Origin of the sequence: Pseudomonas sp. BIGb0176 (assembly GCF_024810175.1) — a bacterium.
Taxonomy (GTDB): Bacteria; Pseudomonadota; Gammaproteobacteria; order Pseudomonadales; family Pseudomonadaceae; genus Aquipseudomonas; species Aquipseudomonas protegens.
In genome coordinates this window covers 266,358-281,913 of the sequence record NZ_JANUEC010000003.1, presented here as the reverse complement: position 1 = coordinate 281,913, position 15,556 = coordinate 266,358, and the positions used below count along the sequence as shown (strand labels likewise).

The 15,556-nt window shown below is 60.5% G+C and carries 18 protein-coding genes; 1 reads left to right on the top strand and 17 read right to left on the bottom strand.

Going from position 1 to position 15,556, the window contains the following annotated elements:
• Nucleotides 1-2 precede the first annotated feature (2 nt).
• The 14 genes from M2395_RS19390 to trmJ all read right to left on the bottom strand — a co-directional run bounded on the left by M2395_RS19390 (nt 3) and on the right by trmJ (nt 10,885).
• Nucleotides 3-1,019 (bottom strand): RodZ domain-containing protein, encoded by a 1,017-nt coding sequence (locus tag M2395_RS19390; protein WP_015636879.1) that lies wholly within the window; start codon nt 1,017-1,019, stop codon nt 3-5.
• The gene (gene pilW, locus M2395_RS19385; RefSeq protein WP_053153598.1) at nt 1,019-1,777 is read right to left on the bottom strand and encodes a type IV pilus biogenesis/stability protein PilW; all 759 of its coding nucleotides are present in this window, start codon (nt 1,775-1,777) and stop codon (nt 1,019-1,021) included. The genes M2395_RS19390 and pilW overlap by 1 nt, the downstream gene beginning before the upstream one ends.
• 12 nt (nt 1,778-1,789) lie before the next feature.
• Nucleotides 1,790-2,938, bottom strand: a complete 1,149-nt coding sequence (gene rlmN / locus M2395_RS19380; protein ID WP_011063210.1) for a 23S rRNA (adenine(2503)-C(2))-methyltransferase RlmN — start codon at nt 2,936-2,938, stop codon at nt 1,790-1,792.
• A 28-nt stretch (nt 2,939-2,966) separates the two neighbouring features.
• Entirely contained in the window at nt 2,967-3,392 is a 426-nt protein-coding gene (ndk, locus tag M2395_RS19375; protein ID WP_011063211.1) for a nucleoside-diphosphate kinase, read from the bottom strand.
• Nucleotides 3,393-3,486: 94 nt separating this feature from the next.
• Nucleotides 3,487-3,687 carry a Fe-S cluster assembly protein IscX gene (gene iscX / locus M2395_RS19370; protein WP_011063212.1) on the bottom strand — a complete coding sequence of 67 codons (201 nt, stop codon included), beginning with the start codon at nt 3,685-3,687 and terminating at the stop codon, nt 3,487-3,489.
• Nucleotides 3,688-3,702: 15 nt separating this feature from the next.
• Complete coding sequence (gene fdx, locus M2395_RS19365; RefSeq protein WP_011063213.1) at nt 3,703-4,044, bottom strand: ISC system 2Fe-2S type ferredoxin; 342 nt, start codon at nt 4,042-4,044, stop codon at nt 3,703-3,705.
• A 3-nt stretch (nt 4,045-4,047) separates the two neighbouring features.
• Nucleotides 4,048-5,910 carry a Fe-S protein assembly chaperone HscA gene (gene hscA, locus M2395_RS19360; RefSeq protein ID WP_123431379.1) on the bottom strand — a complete coding sequence of 621 codons (1,863 nt, stop codon included), beginning with the start codon at nt 5,908-5,910 and terminating at the stop codon, nt 4,048-4,050.
• A 51-nt stretch (nt 5,911-5,961) separates the two neighbouring features.
• The gene (gene hscB / locus M2395_RS19355) at nt 5,962-6,483 is read right to left on the bottom strand and encodes a co-chaperone HscB (RefSeq protein WP_011063215.1); all 522 of its coding nucleotides are present in this window, start codon (nt 6,481-6,483) and stop codon (nt 5,962-5,964) included.
• An 8-nt stretch (nt 6,484-6,491) separates the two neighbouring features.
• Nucleotides 6,492-6,815, bottom strand: a complete 324-nt coding sequence (gene iscA / locus M2395_RS19350) for an iron-sulfur cluster assembly protein IscA (RefSeq protein WP_007929524.1) — start codon at nt 6,813-6,815, stop codon at nt 6,492-6,494.
• Nucleotides 6,816-6,857: 42 nt separating this feature from the next.
• Nucleotides 6,858-7,244 carry a Fe-S cluster assembly scaffold IscU gene (iscU, locus tag M2395_RS19345; protein WP_007929523.1) on the bottom strand — a complete coding sequence of 129 codons (387 nt, stop codon included), beginning with the start codon at nt 7,242-7,244 and terminating at the stop codon, nt 6,858-6,860.
• A 94-nt stretch (nt 7,245-7,338) separates the two neighbouring features.
• Nucleotides 7,339-8,553: an IscS subfamily cysteine desulfurase gene (locus tag M2395_RS19340; protein WP_123431380.1), complete on the bottom strand. Its 1,215-nt coding sequence runs from the start codon at nt 8,551-8,553 to the stop codon at nt 7,339-7,341.
• Nucleotides 8,554-8,603: 50 nt separating this feature from the next.
• A complete protein-coding gene (gene iscR, locus M2395_RS19335) occupies nt 8,604-9,095 on the bottom strand; it encodes a Fe-S cluster assembly transcriptional regulator IscR (protein WP_011063217.1) in 492 nt (163 codons plus the stop codon).
• A 240-nt stretch (nt 9,096-9,335) separates the two neighbouring features.
• A complete protein-coding gene (gene cysE, locus M2395_RS19330; protein WP_011063218.1) occupies nt 9,336-10,112 on the bottom strand; it encodes a serine O-acetyltransferase in 777 nt (258 codons plus the stop codon).
• On the bottom strand, nt 10,112-10,885 hold the full coding sequence (gene trmJ, locus M2395_RS19325; protein WP_015636882.1) for a tRNA (cytosine(32)/uridine(32)-2'-O)-methyltransferase TrmJ: 774 nt from the start codon (nt 10,883-10,885) through the stop codon (nt 10,112-10,114). Before trmJ ends, cysE begins: the two co-directional genes overlap by 1 nt.
• A 245-nt stretch (nt 10,886-11,130) precedes the next feature.
• Between trmJ and suhB the strand changes: the two genes are divergently transcribed.
• Nucleotides 11,131-11,946 (top strand): inositol-phosphate phosphatase, encoded by an 816-nt coding sequence (gene suhB, locus M2395_RS19320; protein WP_011063220.1) that lies wholly within the window; start codon nt 11,131-11,133, stop codon nt 11,944-11,946.
• A 129-nt stretch (nt 11,947-12,075) separates the two neighbouring features.
• On the opposite strand, the gene M2395_RS19315 is transcribed toward suhB, so the two are convergent.
• From M2395_RS19315 to secD, 3 genes are all read right to left on the bottom strand, one after another.
• Nucleotides 12,076-12,630, bottom strand: a complete 555-nt coding sequence (locus tag M2395_RS19315) for a glycine zipper 2TM domain-containing protein (RefSeq protein WP_041752543.1) — start codon at nt 12,628-12,630, stop codon at nt 12,076-12,078.
• 122 nt (nt 12,631-12,752) lie between these two features.
• A complete protein-coding gene (gene secF / locus M2395_RS19310) occupies nt 12,753-13,667 on the bottom strand; it encodes a protein translocase subunit SecF (protein ID WP_011063222.1) in 915 nt (304 codons plus the stop codon).
• Between the two features lie 9 nt (nt 13,668-13,676).
• Nucleotides 13,677-15,545, bottom strand: coding sequence for a protein translocase subunit SecD (gene secD / locus M2395_RS19305; RefSeq protein WP_011063223.1), 1,869 nt, complete (start codon nt 15,543-15,545; stop codon nt 13,677-13,679).
• Nucleotides 15,546-15,556: the final 11 nt, after the last annotated feature.

The window sequence follows — 15,556 nt, the reverse complement described above, 5'->3', positions numbered from 1 at the left end:
ACTTATTGACCTAACTTCAGGCGAGCAGTCTCGCCACTGGTGAACGGGGCGATATCCACCGCCTGACCGTTGTAAGTGATTTGTGCGCCACGGGCATAGCCCAGACGTACGGCAAAAGGCGGCTTGCCGCTGACATCGACATTTTCACCCTTGCGCTTGAGGGCGCTGAGCAGAACCTTGCCGTTGGCATCGATGACCTGGGCCCAGCAGTCGGCGCTGAACTGGATCTGTACCTGGCCCGCGCCTGCAACTGCAGTTGCCGCAGCGCTGCCCGGTGCAACCGCAGCAGCAGGCGCGGTCGGCGTGACAGGCGCTTGCGCCACGGCAGCCGGTGCGACAGGCGCCGGAGCCGGCGCGTTGTGCACGGGAGCTGCGGGGACGGACGCAGTGGCAGCCGGTGCCGGAGCGGTCGAAACGGCTGGGGCGGCAGGAGTCTCGCTCGCTGCCTGGCCTTCGCTTTGAGCGGCGTTGTCCAGCGCCTCGCTCTGCCCCTCGGCAACCGCTTGGTCTTCGGGCTCGTCGATAGGATGAATCTGGGTAGTGCCGTCGGCGCCTTCGACCTCGACATGCTCGGGGCTCAGGGAGACCGGCTCCTTGCCGCGCTGGGAGGACTGATCCTGCCACCAGATGAAACCGCCACCAACCACCGCCACCAGCAGCAGCAAACTGACAATGCGCAAGATAGTGTGGGAAACCCGCACCGGCTCTTCGATGCGCCCCAGGGCATGGACGCTGCTGCCCTGGGAGTCGGTACCGGTGTATTGATCGAACTCCTGGACCAGTACCGCCTGATCCATGCCCAGCAATTTGGCGTAGGCACGAATATAGCCACGGGCGAAAGTGTGCCCCGGCAGCTTGTCGAAGGCGCCAGCTTCCAGGTTGCTCAGGGAGCTCACGGTGAGGTTGAGCTTGTGGGCCACTTCGGCCAGCGACCAACCATTGCTTTCGCGGGCCTGACGCAGGGTCTCACCGGGGTTTACGCGAGTCACTGCTTGAACTTCGGGATGGGCCGCTTTCATCATTGCTCCGACAGGTATTGCTGATATTCCGGCGTACCGGGATAAAGTCGTTTTAGTTGCAGACCGTAACTGGCGGCCTTGTCGCGATCTTCGAACACCGTTGCCAGCCGAACGCCGAGCAATAGACTACGTGCATTTTGCTCGCCGAGCAGGCTAAAACGATCGTAATAGTCGCGCGCGGGCACATAATGCCTGTCTTCGTAAGACAACTCAGCCATTTCCAGCAATGCACGGGGCTGTTGATGATTGAGACGCAAGGCCTTTTCCAGCTGCAGCTGGGCCAGATCACGCTGGCCGAGCCTTGAAGCGGTCATGCCGAGGTTTTCAAACACTCGGGAACGTTCGGGGTACAGAGTATCAGCAGCGGCTTGCTCAAAGCGCTGATAAGCCTCTTTGTAACGTTTTTCCTGGAACAGAAAGCTGCCGTAGTTATTGAGGATCCGGGCACTCTCCGGACGCGCCGCCAGGGCCTGGCGAAAATGCTCGTCGGCCAGGGCCGGTTCCATCTCGGCCTGGAACACCAGTGCAAGGGCAGCATTGGCGTCGGCATCGGCGGGGGCCAGTTCCAGGGCTTTCTTCAGTGGCACCTTGGCCCGCTCGCTCATGCCCTGCTGCAAGTAGCCCAGGCCCAACTGCACATACGCCTCGCGCGCCTCGTCGCGCCCCTTGCTGGTGTTCATCGGGTTGGAATCACCCGACAGAACACAGCCAGCACACAGGCTGGCAACAAGCAGGAGCAGCGCAAAGCGCAGGGCCATGGAGATCCTCTCTCAGGTACGGGTTGCGGCGCTTTGCGGCATATCGGCGTCGGCGCTCAACTCACGCACGGCGATATAGCGTTCGCTACGACGGGTGCGGTCCAGCACCTGCCCGACCAACTGACCGCAGGCGGCATCGATGTCTTCACCACGCGTGGTGCGCACGGTGACGTTGAAACCGGCGTGATGCAGCTGGTCCTGGAAGCGACGAATGGCATTGTTGCTCGGACGCTCGTACCCGGAATGCGGGAACGGGTTGAACGGGATCAGGTTGATCTTGCACGGTACATCCTTGAGCAGCTCGATCATCTCCACCGCGTGCTCAAGCTTGTCGTTGACGTCTTTGAGGAGGGTGTACTCGATGGTCAGCACACGCTTCTCACCCAGGGCCGACATGTAGCGCTGGCAGGACTCGAGCAGCATCTTCAGCGGGTACTTCTTGTTGATCGGTACCAGCTGGTTGCGCAGCGCATCATTGGGTGCGTGCAGAGACAACGCCAGCGAGACGTCGATGTGCTTGGCCAGCTCATCGATCATCGGCACCACGCCGGAGGTCGACAGGGTCACCCGGCGCTTGGAGATGCCGTAGCCCAGGTCGTCCATCATCAGGTGCATGGCAGCAATGACGTTGTCGAAGTTCAGCAGCGGCTCACCCATGCCCATCATCACCACGTTGGTGATGGCACGGTCGACGGTCGCCGGGACGCTGCCAAAGGATTTGTTGGCAATCCACACCTGGCCGATGACTTCGGCGGCGGTGAGGTTGCTATTGAAGCCTTGCTTGCCGGTGGAGCAGAAACTGCAATCCAGGGCACAGCCCGCCTGGGACGAAACGCACAGAGTGCCGCGCTTGCCCTGGGGAATGTAGACGGTCTCGACGCAGCTGCCGGACGCCACGCGCACCACCCATTTACGGGTGCCGTCGCTGGAGATGTCCTCGCTGACCACTTCCGGACCGCGAATCTCGGCAACAGCCTTGAGCTTTTCGCGCAAGGCCTTGCCGACATTCGTCATGGCGTCGAAATCATCGACGCCAAAGTGGTGAATCCATTTCATTACCTGACCGGCACGGAAACGCTTCTCCCCGATTGAGTCGAAGAATTTCTCCATTTCCGGTTGAGTAAGCCCCAACAGGTTAGTTTTGCCGATCGATGCAGTCATGGTTTCACCTCTCACGCGCAAGCCTTACTCAGCGAGCGGTTACTTCAGTAGCTGCGAAGAAGTAAGCGATTTCGCGAGCAGCGGCAGCTTCGGAGTCCGAACCGTGAACGGCGTTGGCGTCGATGGACTCGGCGAAGTCAGCACGGATGGTGCCGGCAGCAGCTTCTTTAGGGTTGGTGGCGCCCATCAGCTCACGGTTGCGAACGATGGCGTTTTCGCCTTCCAGAACCTGAACAACAACCGGGCCGGAAGTCATGAAGGCAACCAGTTCGCCGAAGAAGCCACGCTCGCTGTGCTCAGCGTAGAAGCCTTCAGCTTCAGCCTTGGACAGTTGCTTCATTTTCGAAGCTACAACGCGCAGGCCGGCTTCTTCAAAACGGGAAACGATCTTGCCGATAACGTTTTTTGCAACAGCGTCAGGCTTGATGATGGAGAAAGTACGTTGAACAGCCATGGTGTAACTCCAGAAACGGTGATTAAAGCGAAAAATTAAACCCGCGAATTATACGCGGGTTTATAGGGATTGCCTAACTGCGTAGCCCGCGGATTCAGTCAGCTTCGTCGATCCAGGCGGCCTGAATTGCTTCAAGAACCTTCTCGCCTCCGCGAGCCGGATCGTCGCTGAACTCCGGCAGTGCCAGAACCCATTGGTGCAGATCGACAAAGTTCACATAACGCGGATCCACATCCGGCTTGGACTCAGCCAGTTGGATCGCGATTTCCAGTACATCAACCCACTTGAGGCTCATGCCAGTTCCTTGAAATCAGTGCGGCGCTTCGGCTGCATGGTTGAGCGAGTATTTTGGAATTTCGACGGTCAGGTCTTCATCGCCGACGATGGCCTGGCAGGACAGGCGCGACTGCGCTTCCAGGCCCCAGGCCTTGTCCAGCAGGTCTTCTTCCAGCTCGTCAGCCTCGTTCAGCGAGTCGAAGCCTTCACGAATGATGCAATGGCAGGTGGTGCAGGCACAGACGCCGCCACAGGCACTTTCGATCTCGATGTGGTTGTCATGCGCCACCTCGAGCACCGAGACGCCAGGCTCGACCTCTACAACCAGGCCGTCCGGACAGAACACGGCGTGTGGCAGAAAAATGATCTGCGGCATCAGTTATTCCTCGATTTCATTCAGGTTGCGCCCCGCCAGCGCGGCTTTCACCGTCGAATCCAGGCGTCGGGCAGCAAAGGCATCGGTCACTTGCGACAGACGCTTGGTCTGCTGCTCGATGGCATAACCATCGGTGCCACGCATCAATTCACTCAATTCCTGCATCTGCAGCTCGATAACCATGCGCTCTTCGGCGTCCAGCAGACGCTCGCCATCGGCGTCCAAGGCACCTTGCACCGCCTCGATCAGGCGCTGAGCATCAACCTGCTGCTCGCGCAGTACACGGGCCACCTTGTCGTCGCCGGCGTACTGGAAGGAATCCTTGAGCATCTTGGCGATCTCGCCGTCGGTCAGACCGTAGGATGGCTTGACCTGGATGCTGGCTTCGACGCCCGAACCCAGCTCTCGCGCAGAAACGCTGAGCAGGCCATCGGCGTCGACCTGGAAGGTCACGCGGATCTTCGCCGCACCGGCCACCATCGGTGGGATGCCGCGCAATTCGAAACGCGCCAGGGAGCGGCAGTCGCTGATCAGCTCGCGCTCGCCTTGCAGCACATGAACCATCATGGCCGTCTGGCCATCCTTGTAGGTGGTGAAGTCCTGGGCACGGGCAACCGGAATGGTGGTGTTGCGCGGAATCACCTTCTCCATCAGCCCGCCCATGGTTTCCAACCCCAGGGACAGCGGAATCACGTCCAGCAGCAGCAATTCGCCGCCTTCGCGCTTGTTGCCGGCCAAGGTATCGGCCTGGATCGCGGCCCCAATGGCCACCACTTGATCCGGATCGATCTCGGTCAACGGCTGGCGACCGAACATTTCAGCCACCGCCTCACGCACACGCGGCACACGGGTCGAACCGCCCACCATGACCACCGCCTGCACTTTATCCAATTCGACATTGGAATCGCGTACAGCACGACGACAGGCCTTGAGGCTGCGGGCAACCATCGGCTCGATCAGGGCGTCGAAGGCGTCGCGAGTCAGGGTGGCACGCCAATCGCCATACACCACTTCCACGGACGCGGCGCCGGTCAAGGCTTCCTTGGCTGCACAAGCGGCTTGCAACAGACTGCGCTGGGTACCCGGGTCGAGGTCGGCGGACAGGCCCGCGCCCTCGATGATCCAGCCGGCAATGGCGTGATCGAAGTCATCGCCGCCCAGAGCAGTATCGCCACCGGTAGCCAAGACTTCGAAGACGCCGCCGGTCAGGCGCAGAATGGAAATATCGAAGGTGCCGCCACCCAAGTCATAGATCGCCACCACGCCTTCGGCGTGCTGATCCAGACCATAAGCCACAGCCGCCGCGGTCGGCTCGTTGAGCAGGCGCAGCACATTCAGGCCGGCCAGCTTGGCCGCATCCTTGGTGGCTTGACGCTGGGCGTCGTCGAAATAGGCAGGAACGGTGATGACCGCACCTACCAGCTCGCCACCCAGGGCCGCCTCAGCACGCTGACGCAACACCTTGAGCACTTCAGCCGATACTTCCACCGGGCTTTTCGGCCCCTGGATGGTCTCGATGAACGGCATGTGCGACTCGCCCTCGACGAAGCGATAGGGCAGTTGCTCACCCAGCTGCTTGACGTCGGACAGGCCACGCCCCATCAGGCGCTTGACCGAAAGCACGGTGTTCAAAGGGTCGGTAGGTGCAGCCAGGCGGGCCGACTCGCCCACCTCGACGCGGTCGGCGTGATAACGCACCGCGGACGGCAGAATCACCTGCCCCTGCGCGTCGGCCAGCGGCTCGGAAAGACCACTGCGCAAGGCAGCGACCAGCGAATTGGTAGTGCCCAAGTCGATCCCCACAGCCAGGCGACGCTGGTGCGGTTGAGGACTTTGGCCGGGTTCGGCGATCTGCAGTAGGGCCATGCTTATCTGGACTTATCTGTATATCAGGCGTGCGACCGGAGCGGCACTGGGTTAATCGTCGAGGCGCTCTTCTAACTGGCGCACTTCGTAGGTGAGCTTGTCGAGGAACTGCATGCGCCGCATCAGGCGCTCGGCCTGCTCGCGTTGCGCCGCATCATCCCAACAGGCTGCGAAGCTTTCATTCAGTTCATCCTGGGCTGTCTTGAGCCGACGCTTGAATGCCGCCACTCCGGCCAGGTCGGCGCTGTCCTGCAAATCCTCGAGCTCTTCGCGCCATTGCATCTGCTGCAGAAGAAACTCCGGATCATGCACCGTGACTTCCAACGGCAACTCGCCGCCATTCAAAGCCAGCAGGTAACGGGCGCGCTTGGGCGGGCTCTTGAGGGTCTGGTAAGCCTCGTTGAGGCTTGCCGACTGCTCCAGGGCCAGGCGCTGCTCGCGCTCGGAAGCATCGGCAAAACGGTCTGGATGAACCCCACGCGCCAACTCGCGGTAGCGCGCGGCCAACTGCTCGAGATCCAGGCGGAAGCTCGGTTGCAGCTCAAATAAAGCGAAATGACAAGGAGTACCCACGACAAGCCTCAGATGTTGAAGCTTTCGCCGCAGCCACACTCACCGCGCACGTTGGGGTTGTTGAACTTGAAGCCTTCGTTCAACCCTTCCTTGACGAAATCAAGTTCGGTGCCGTCCAGATAGGTCAGGCTTTTCGGATCGATGATCACTTTCTCGCCGTGACTCTCGAATACCTGATCGTCCTCGCCAATCTCGTCGACGAACTCCAGCACGTAGGCAAGGCCGGAACAGCCCGTGGTGCGAACACCCAGACGAATCCCATCACCCTTGCCGCGCCCGTTGAGGGAGCGTCGCACGTGTTGAGCAGCCGCTTCTGTCATGCTGATAGCCATCGTGACTCCTTACTTGTCGCCAAATCTGTGAAAGCCGATCGGTCAGATCAGGCCTTTCTTCTGCTTGTAGTCGCGTACGGCGGCCTTGATGGCGTCTTCGGCGAGTACCGAGCAGTGAATCTTCACGGGAGGCAGGGCCAGCTCTTCAGCCAGCTGGGTGTTCTTGATGGTTTCGGCTTCATCCAGGGTCTTGCCCTTCATCCACTCAGTGGCCAGGGAGCTGGAAGCAATGGCGGAACCGCAGCCATAGGTCTTGAACTTGGCGTCTTCGATGATGCCCTGCTCATTGACCTTGATCTGCAGGCGCATCACGTCGCCGCAGGCAGGAGCGCCGACCATGCCGGTGCCGACATCCGGATCTTCCGCGTTCATCTTGCCGACGTTGCGCGGGTTCTCGTAGTGGTCGATGACCTTTTCGCTGTAAGCCATGATTCTTAATCCTCACTCATCAGAGAGTCGCTCTTGGGTTCTGCAAATCGCCGTTATCGGTACGCTCTACAGAACCCTGTGCGGCGACTTATATTCAGTGCGCCGCCCACTCGATCTTCGAGATATCGACGCCATCTTTGTACATGTCCCACAGCGGCGACAGAGCGCGCAGCTTGGTAACGGCTTCGCAGACTTTCTGCGCCGCGTAATCGATTTCTTCTTCAGTGGTGAAGCGGCCGAAGGTGAAGCGGATCGAGCTGTGAGCCAGCTCGTCGTTGCGACCCAGGGCACGCAGCACGTAGGAAGGCTCCAGGGAGGCCGAAGTACAGGCCGAACCGGAAGACACTGCCAGGTCCTTGAGGGCCATGATCAGCGACTCGCCTTCAACGTAGTTGAAGCTCAGGTTCAGGTTGTGCGGTACGCGGGCAGTCATGCTGCCGTTGATGTACAGCTCTTCCAGGTGCTCGACCTGCTTGTAGAAGCGGTCGCTCAGGGCCTTGATGCGCAGGTTCTCGGCGGCCATGTCTTCCTTGGCCACGCGGAAGGCTTCGCCCATGCCGACGATCTGGTGAGTAGCCAGGGTGCCGGAACGCATGCCGCGTTCGTGACCACCGCCGTGCATGGTTGCTTCCAGGCGCACCCGCGGCTTGCGGCTGACGTACAGCGCGCCGATCCCTTTCGGGCCGTAGGCCTTGTGGGCGGAGAAGGACATCAGGTCGACCTTCAGGGCCTGCAGGTCGATGTCGACCTTGCCGGTGGACTGAGCGCCGTCGACGTGGAACAACACGCCCTTGGAGCGGGTCAGCTCGCCGATGGCAGCGATGTCGTTGATGGTGCCGATCTCGTTGTTCACATGCATGATCGAAACCAGGATGGTGTCGTCACGCAGGGCTGCTTCGACCATGGCCGGAGTGATGAGGCCGTCTTCGCCCGGCTCGATGTAGGTCACTTCGAAGCCTTCACGCTCGAGTTGGCGCATGGTGTCCAGGACAGCCTTGTGCTCGATCTTCGAGGTGATCAGGTGCTTGCCCTTGGTGTGGTAGAAATGCGCGACACCCTTGATTGCCAGGTTGTCGGATTCGGTAGCACCGGAAGTCCAGACGATTTCACGCGGGTCGGCGTTAACCAGGTCGGCCACTTGGCGACGGGCGTTTTCCACCGATTCTTCGGCTTTCCAGCCAAACACGTGGGAGCGGGACGCCGGGTTACCGAAGTTCCCGTCGACCAGCAGGCATTCACTCATTTTCTGCGCGACGCGCGGATCAACCGGGGTGGTCGCTGAGTAATCAAGGTAAATCGGCAATTTCATGGACTCTCTCCTAAATCAGGCTGGCTGGCGTGCCGCTAGCTCTTTGGCTGTCATTCGACGGCGGACGCTTCAATCTTGTCCAGGCGCGGCGCCTTGCCATTACAACGGCGCTGGTCCTGACGCTGGGCTACTTCTTGCACCTCACGGCGAGTGACAAGGTCAGCCAAGCTGATACCGCTTAGAAATTCGTGGATCTGCAGGCTCAGATCGCACCACAGGTGGTGCGTCAGGCAGGTGTCGCCGGCATGGCAATCACCCAGCCCCTGGCATTTGGTTGCATCGACCGATTCGTTCACCGCATCGATCACCTGGGCCACCTGGATCCCCTGCATGTCGCGGGACAGCTGATAGCCGCCACCAGGACCCCGGACGCTGGACACCAGATTGCTACGGCGCAATTTGGCGAAAAGCTGTTCGAGATAGGACAGGGAAATGCCTTGGCGCTCGGAGATATCGGCCAGGGAGACCGGGCCATGTTGCGCGTGCAACGCCAGATCGAGCATGGCGGTCACGGCGTATCGGCCTTTAGTAGTCAGTCGCATGGACAAGTACCACGGAGTTTCGGAATGGAGGCGAGTATGCAATACCCGAGTAATCAGGTCAACTATAAGACCAACTACTTTAGTCGGATTTACCCGCAAAAGAGCGCGCGAATCATAGCAAAGTCTGCGACGTAATGGCACAGCGCGATGGCAACAACTGACCCGCGGGTCGCTTATGGCATCTCAGGGGCTTTTTCGCCGGCAAACCGGCTCCTGCAGGAGAAGCCGGTTTGCGGGGCATCAGCCGACCTGGCTGTCGCCCTTGCCCTTGACTTCAGCAAAGTCTTCTTCACGCAGGGCAGGCAAGTCCTTGGCGCAGTAGTCACTGCCCAGATCCTTCAGCGCGCCACACATCCCCTCCAGACGACCATCGACCGCTTGCAGGTGATCAAGCAACTGACCAATGGCCCGCGCCACGGGGTCAGGCATGTCTTCGCTGACGCCATAGGCATCGAAGCCGAGCTTTTCCGCCATGGCCTTGCGCTTGGCTTCCTGCTCATCATTGGATTTCATGATGATCCGCCCCGGAATCCCCACTACGGTCGCACCGGCCGGCACCGCCTTGGTCACCACGGCATTGGAACCGACCTTGGCCCCGGCCCCGACCGTGAACGGCCCCAGCACCTTGGCGCCAGCCCCCACCACCACACCATCTTCCAGGGTCGGGTGGCGCTTGCCTTTATTCCAACTGGTGCCACCCAGGGTCACCCCCTGGTAAAGCGTGACGTCATCACCGATCTCGGCGGTTTCGCCAATGACGATGCCCATTCCATGGTCAATAAAGAAGCGACGACCGACCTTGGCCCCCGGATGAATCTCGATCCCGGTCAGCCAGCGCCCGAAGTTCGAGACCAGCCGCGCCAGCCACTTCCAGCCCATCCCCCACAAGGCGCCGGACAGGCGATGGATCCAGATCGCATGCATCCCCGGGTAGCAGGTCAGCACCTCAAAGGCGTTGCGCGCAGCCGGGTCACGATGGAAAACACTTTGGATATCTTCACGCAGACGTTCGAACATCACTGATCCTTCCGCTTCTGTAGCTCCCCACGAGCCGCTTTCTGGGTTTCCGTGAGGATACCTCGCAATATATTCACTTCCGCCCGACTGACCGAGCTGCGACCGTACAACCGACGCAAGCGCGCCATCAAGTGTCGAGGTTTCTCCGGATCGAGGAAGTCGATGGCCACCAGGGTTTGCTGCAGGTGCTCGTAGAACCGCTCCAGCTCATCCATGGTTGCCAGCTCATCACTGCGCGGCGACGCCACCTCATCCTTCTCCACCTTGCTCGGCCGCCCCTGGGCTGCCAACCAGGACATGCGCACTTCATAGGTCAGCACTTGCACCGCCGTGGCCAGGTTCAACGAGCTAAACTCCGGATCCGACGGGATATGCACATGGAAATGACATCGCTGCAGTTCGTCATTGGTCAGGCCGGAATCTTCACGACCGAACACCAGAGCGATCTGCGCCCCCTGCCCGGCCTCCTCCACGACCTTGAGGCCCGACTCGCGGGGATCCAGCAGCGGCCAGGGAATGCGCCGATCACGAGCACTGGTGCCGAACACCAGGGTGCAACCCGCCAGAGCATCCTCCAGCGTCGCCACCACCTGGGCATTTTCGAGAATATCGGTGGCACCAGAAGCCCGCGCATCCGCCTCATGAGACGGAAATACCCGCGGCTCCACCAGCACCAGCCGCGACAAGCCCATGTTCTTCATGGCACGCGCAGCCCCGCCGATATTGCCCGGATGACTGGTATTGACCAGGACGACACGAATGTTCTGCAGCAAGGGAGGCGCTCTCGGACACGGGAAGGGGGAGCAAATATTACAGAACAGGCTGCACCACCGCCTCAAAAATAACCATCTGCCAATTCCGCTGCCTTATTGAGAGCCCGCGACAGGAGCGGCCAATACCCGCTGACGAAATGCGCCACACAGCGGATCAATGCAATCAAAGCGAACGCCGACCTTCATCTGCAAAAGTTTTCTGCTAGAATGCTCGGCTTTCTTTAACAACCTTAGGTGACCTATCCATGCAGCCAATGCTGAATATCGCGCTGCGCGCCGCCCGCAGCGCCAGTGAATTGATTTTCCGCTCCATCGAGCGCCTGGATACCATCAAGGTCGACGAAAAAGACGCCAAAGACTACGTATCCGAAGTTGATCGCGCTGCCGAGCAGAAGATCATCGACGCGCTGCGCAAAGCCTACCCGACCCACGCCATCCTCGGCGAAGAAACCGGCCTGCACGCCGGCAGCGGCGAAGGCGAAGACTACCTGTGGATCATCGACCCACTGGACGGCACCACCAACTTCCTGCGCGGCATCCCGCACTTTGCCGTGAGCATCGCCTGCAAATACCGTGGCCGCCTGGAACACGCCGTGGTTCTGGACCCGGTTCGCCAGGAAGAATTCACCGCCAGCCGTGGCCGCGGTGCCCAGCTGAACGGTCGTCGCCTGCGGGTCAGCGGCCGCACCAGCCTGGACGGCGCCCTGCTGGGCACCGGCTTCCCCTTCCGTGACGACCAGATGGACAACCTGGACAACTACCTGGGCATGTTCCGCGCCCTGGTTGGCCAGACTGCAGGCATCCGTCGCGCTGGCGCAGCAAGCCTGGACCTGGCCTACGTCGCCGCCGGTCGCTTTGACGCCTTCTGGGAATCGGGCCTGTCCGAATGGGACATGGCAGCAGGCGCCCTGTTGATCCAGGAGGCCGGCGGCCTGGTGAGCGACTTCACCGGCGGTCACGACTTCCTGGAAAAAGGCCACGTCGTGGCCGGCAACACCAAATGCTTCAAGGCAGTTCTGACCGCCATCCAGCCGCACCTGCCGGCTTCGCTGAAGCGCTAAGCACCAGCGACAAAAAAAGCACCCCGAGGGGTGCTTTTTTTATGCCCGCAATTGCCGTAGAAGCCAGCTTGCCGGCGAATGGGACCTTGAAATCGCCTTCGCCGGCAAACAGGCTCCTGCAATTGAGGGTTACTGGCCGGGCTGATTCTGGTTCTGACCGAGAATCAGGTGCCCTTCTTTATCCACCGGAATCTGGTTGCCCGGATCCCGATCCATACGCACCTGGCCCTGCTTGCCACCCAGGTCGTACTTCACGTCATAACCAACGATCTTGTCACTGATGTCATTGACCGTGTTACAGCGAGTCTGCGTAGTGGTGTAGGTATCACGCTCCTGCATGCCTTCCTGCACCTTGTTCCCCGCATAGCCCCCACCAACAGCACCGGCAACCGTGGCGAGTTTCTTGCCATTGCCATTACCGATCATGCTACCCAACAGGCCACCGCCCACTGCGCCAGCCACGGTGCCCAGGATCTGATGCTCATCCTTGACCGGACGCTGCCGGGTCACGGCGACGTCCTTGCAGACCTCCCGCGGGGTCTTGATCTGTTGCTTGACCGGCTGAACGGCCAGCACTTGCGCATACTCAGGGCCGCTTTTAACCAGGCTGTAGGTGGCAACAGCACCCCCGGCGGTGACACCGACAGCACCCAATACCGCACCAACCAGCAACGACTTGTTCACGTGAACCTCCTGACCATACATGCGGGTCAAAAGCCCGCGCTTCTCCCAGCCTTGGAGCAAAAAAAAAGGCGCGAGTTCAACACTCGCGCCTTTTTAACTGACAGCCGGAACAGGTCAGGCCATCAAGGACGGTCGTCCACTTCCTTCTCGGTATTGGCCGGAGGAATCAGGTCTTCACTGTTCAGGTTCAGCCAGATCAGCACCACGTTGGCGATGTAGATCGACGAGTAGGTACCCGCCAATACACCGACGAACAGGGCGATGGAGAAGCCCCACAGGTTGTCGCCACCGAAGAACAGCAGGGCCACGATCGCCAGCAGGGTGGAGATCGAAGTGGCCATGGTGCGCAGCAGGGTCTGGGTGGTCGAGATGTTGATGTTCTCGATCAGGCTGGCCTTGCGCAGCACACGGAAGTTCTCACGCACCCGGTCGAACACCACGATGGTGTCGTTGAGCGAGTAACCGATGATCGCCAGCACCGCCGCCAGCACCGTCAGGTCGAAGGTGATCTGGAAAAACGACAGGATGCCCACGGTCACGATCACGTCGTGGATCAGCGAGACGATGGCACCGACCGCGAACTTCCACTGGAAGCGGAACGCCAGATAGATGAGGATGCCGCCCAGCGCCATGAGCATGCCGAGGCCACCCTGGTCGCGCAGCTCTTCACCCACCTGCGGGCCGACGAACTCGACGCGCTTGACCTGCGCCGGGTTGTCACCGCCAACCTTCTGTAGCGCTTCAGCCACCTGGTGGCCCAGTTGCGGGTCTTCGCCCGGCATCCGCACCAGCAGGTCGGTGGTCGCACCGAAGCTCTGCACGATGGCTTCGTGATAACCGGCGTCGTTCAGCTGCGAACGCACCTTCATCACATCCGCCGGACGCTCGTAGGTCAGCTCGATGAGCGTGCCGCCGGTGAAGTCCAGACCGTAGTTCAAGCCTTTGTGGAACCAGCTGAACAACGCCAGGATGGTGAGCAGCACAGTGACGCCGAACGCAACGTTGCGCACGCCCATGAAGTTAATAGTACGTAACATGGCAGCCCCTTAAATCCACAACTTCTTGAAGTCACGACCGCCGAAGATCAGGTTGACCATCGCGCGGGTCAGCCAGATGGCCGTGAACATCGAGGTAAAGATCCCGAGGGACATGGTCACCGCAAAGCCCTTGACCGGGCCGGTGCCCATGGCAAAGAGGATGCCACCCACCAGCAATGTGGTCAGGTTGGAGTCCAGAATCGCGGTGAATGCCCGGCCGAAGCCTTCGTTGATTGCTCGCTGCACGGTCATGCCGGCGGCGATCTCTTCACGTATCCGCGAGAAGATCAGCACGTTGGCGTCCACCGCCATGCCCATGGTCAGCACGATACCGGCGATACCCGGCAGGGTCAGCGTAGCCCCCAGCAGGGACATCAGGGCCAGCAGCAACACCATGTTCAAGGCCAGCGCCACAGTGGCGATCACCCCGAAGAAGCGGTAGATGGCGATGATGAACAGCGACACGAACAGCATGCCCCACAGCGACGCATCGATACCCTTGGTGATGTTGTCAGCACCCAGGCTCGGACCGATTGTGCGCTCTTCAGCGAAGTACATCGGCGCCGCCAGACCACCGGCACGCAACAGCAGCGCCAGTTCGGAGGACTCGCCCTGGCCATTGAGGCCAGTGATACGGAACTGACTGCCCAGCGGCGACTGAATGGTCGCCAGGCTGATGATCTTCTTCTCTTCCTTGAACGCCTGGACCGGCACGTCCTTCTCGACGCCGTCGACCACCTGCTTGGTATAGGTGGTGATCGGCTTCTGCTCGATGAAGATCACCGCCATGCTGCGGCCGACGTTGCTGCGGGTCGAACGGTTCATCAGCTCGCCACCGTGGCCATCAAGCTTGATGTTCACCTGTGGGCGGCCATGCTCGTCGTAACCGGCCTGGGCATCGGTCACCTGGTCACCGGTGATGATCAGGCCACGCTCGATCTGCGCTGGAGGACGATTGCCCTCACGGAATTCGAAGGACTCGGAAGTCGCCTTGGAAGCACCCGGCTCGGCGGCCAGACGGAACTCCAGGTTGGCGGTCTTGCCCAGGATCCGCTTGGCTTCAGCGGTGTCCTGCACGCCCGGCAGCTCAACCACGATACGGTTGGCACCCTGGCGCTGAACCAGAGGCTCGGCCACACCCAGCTCGTTGACCCGGTTACGCACGGTGGTCAAGTTCTGCTTGATGGAGTATTCGCGGATTTCCGCCAGCTTGGCTGGGGTCATCGCCAGACGCAGCACCGGTTGGCCATTGAGGTCGGCCGGTACGATATCGAAATCATTGAAGTTCTTGCGGATCAGCGAACGGGCCTGCTCACGGCTGTCTTCATCGCTGAAGCCCAGCTGGATGGCGCCATTGAGCTGCGGCAGGCTGCGATAGCGCAGGCGCTCTTTGCGCAGCAGGCTCTTGACGTCGCCTTCATAGACTTTCAGGCGGGCGTCGAGGGCTTTGTCCATGTCCACTTCCAGCAGGAAGTGCACACCACCGGACAAGTCCAGACCCAGTTTCATCGGGTGCGCACCGAGGTTGCGCAGCCATTGCGGAGTGGTTTGCGCCAGGTTCAACGCCACCACATAGTCATCGCCCAGCGCCTTGCGCACTACATCCTTGGCCGGAAGCTGGTCTTCCTTGTTGGTCAAGCGCAGCAGGCCACCCTTGCCGTTGGCGGCAATGGAAGAAGCCTTGACGTTGATGCCGGCGTCGGTGAGCGCTTTGCTCGCACGATCCAGATCCGCCTGAGTAACCTGCAACGCGGTACTCGCGCCGCTGACCTGAATGGCCGGATCATCAGGGTATAGATTGGGAGCGGAATAAATAAAACCGATCGCCAGCACCGCCAGGATCAGTAGGTACTTCCACAGAGGATATTTGTTCAGCATCACGCCGCCCG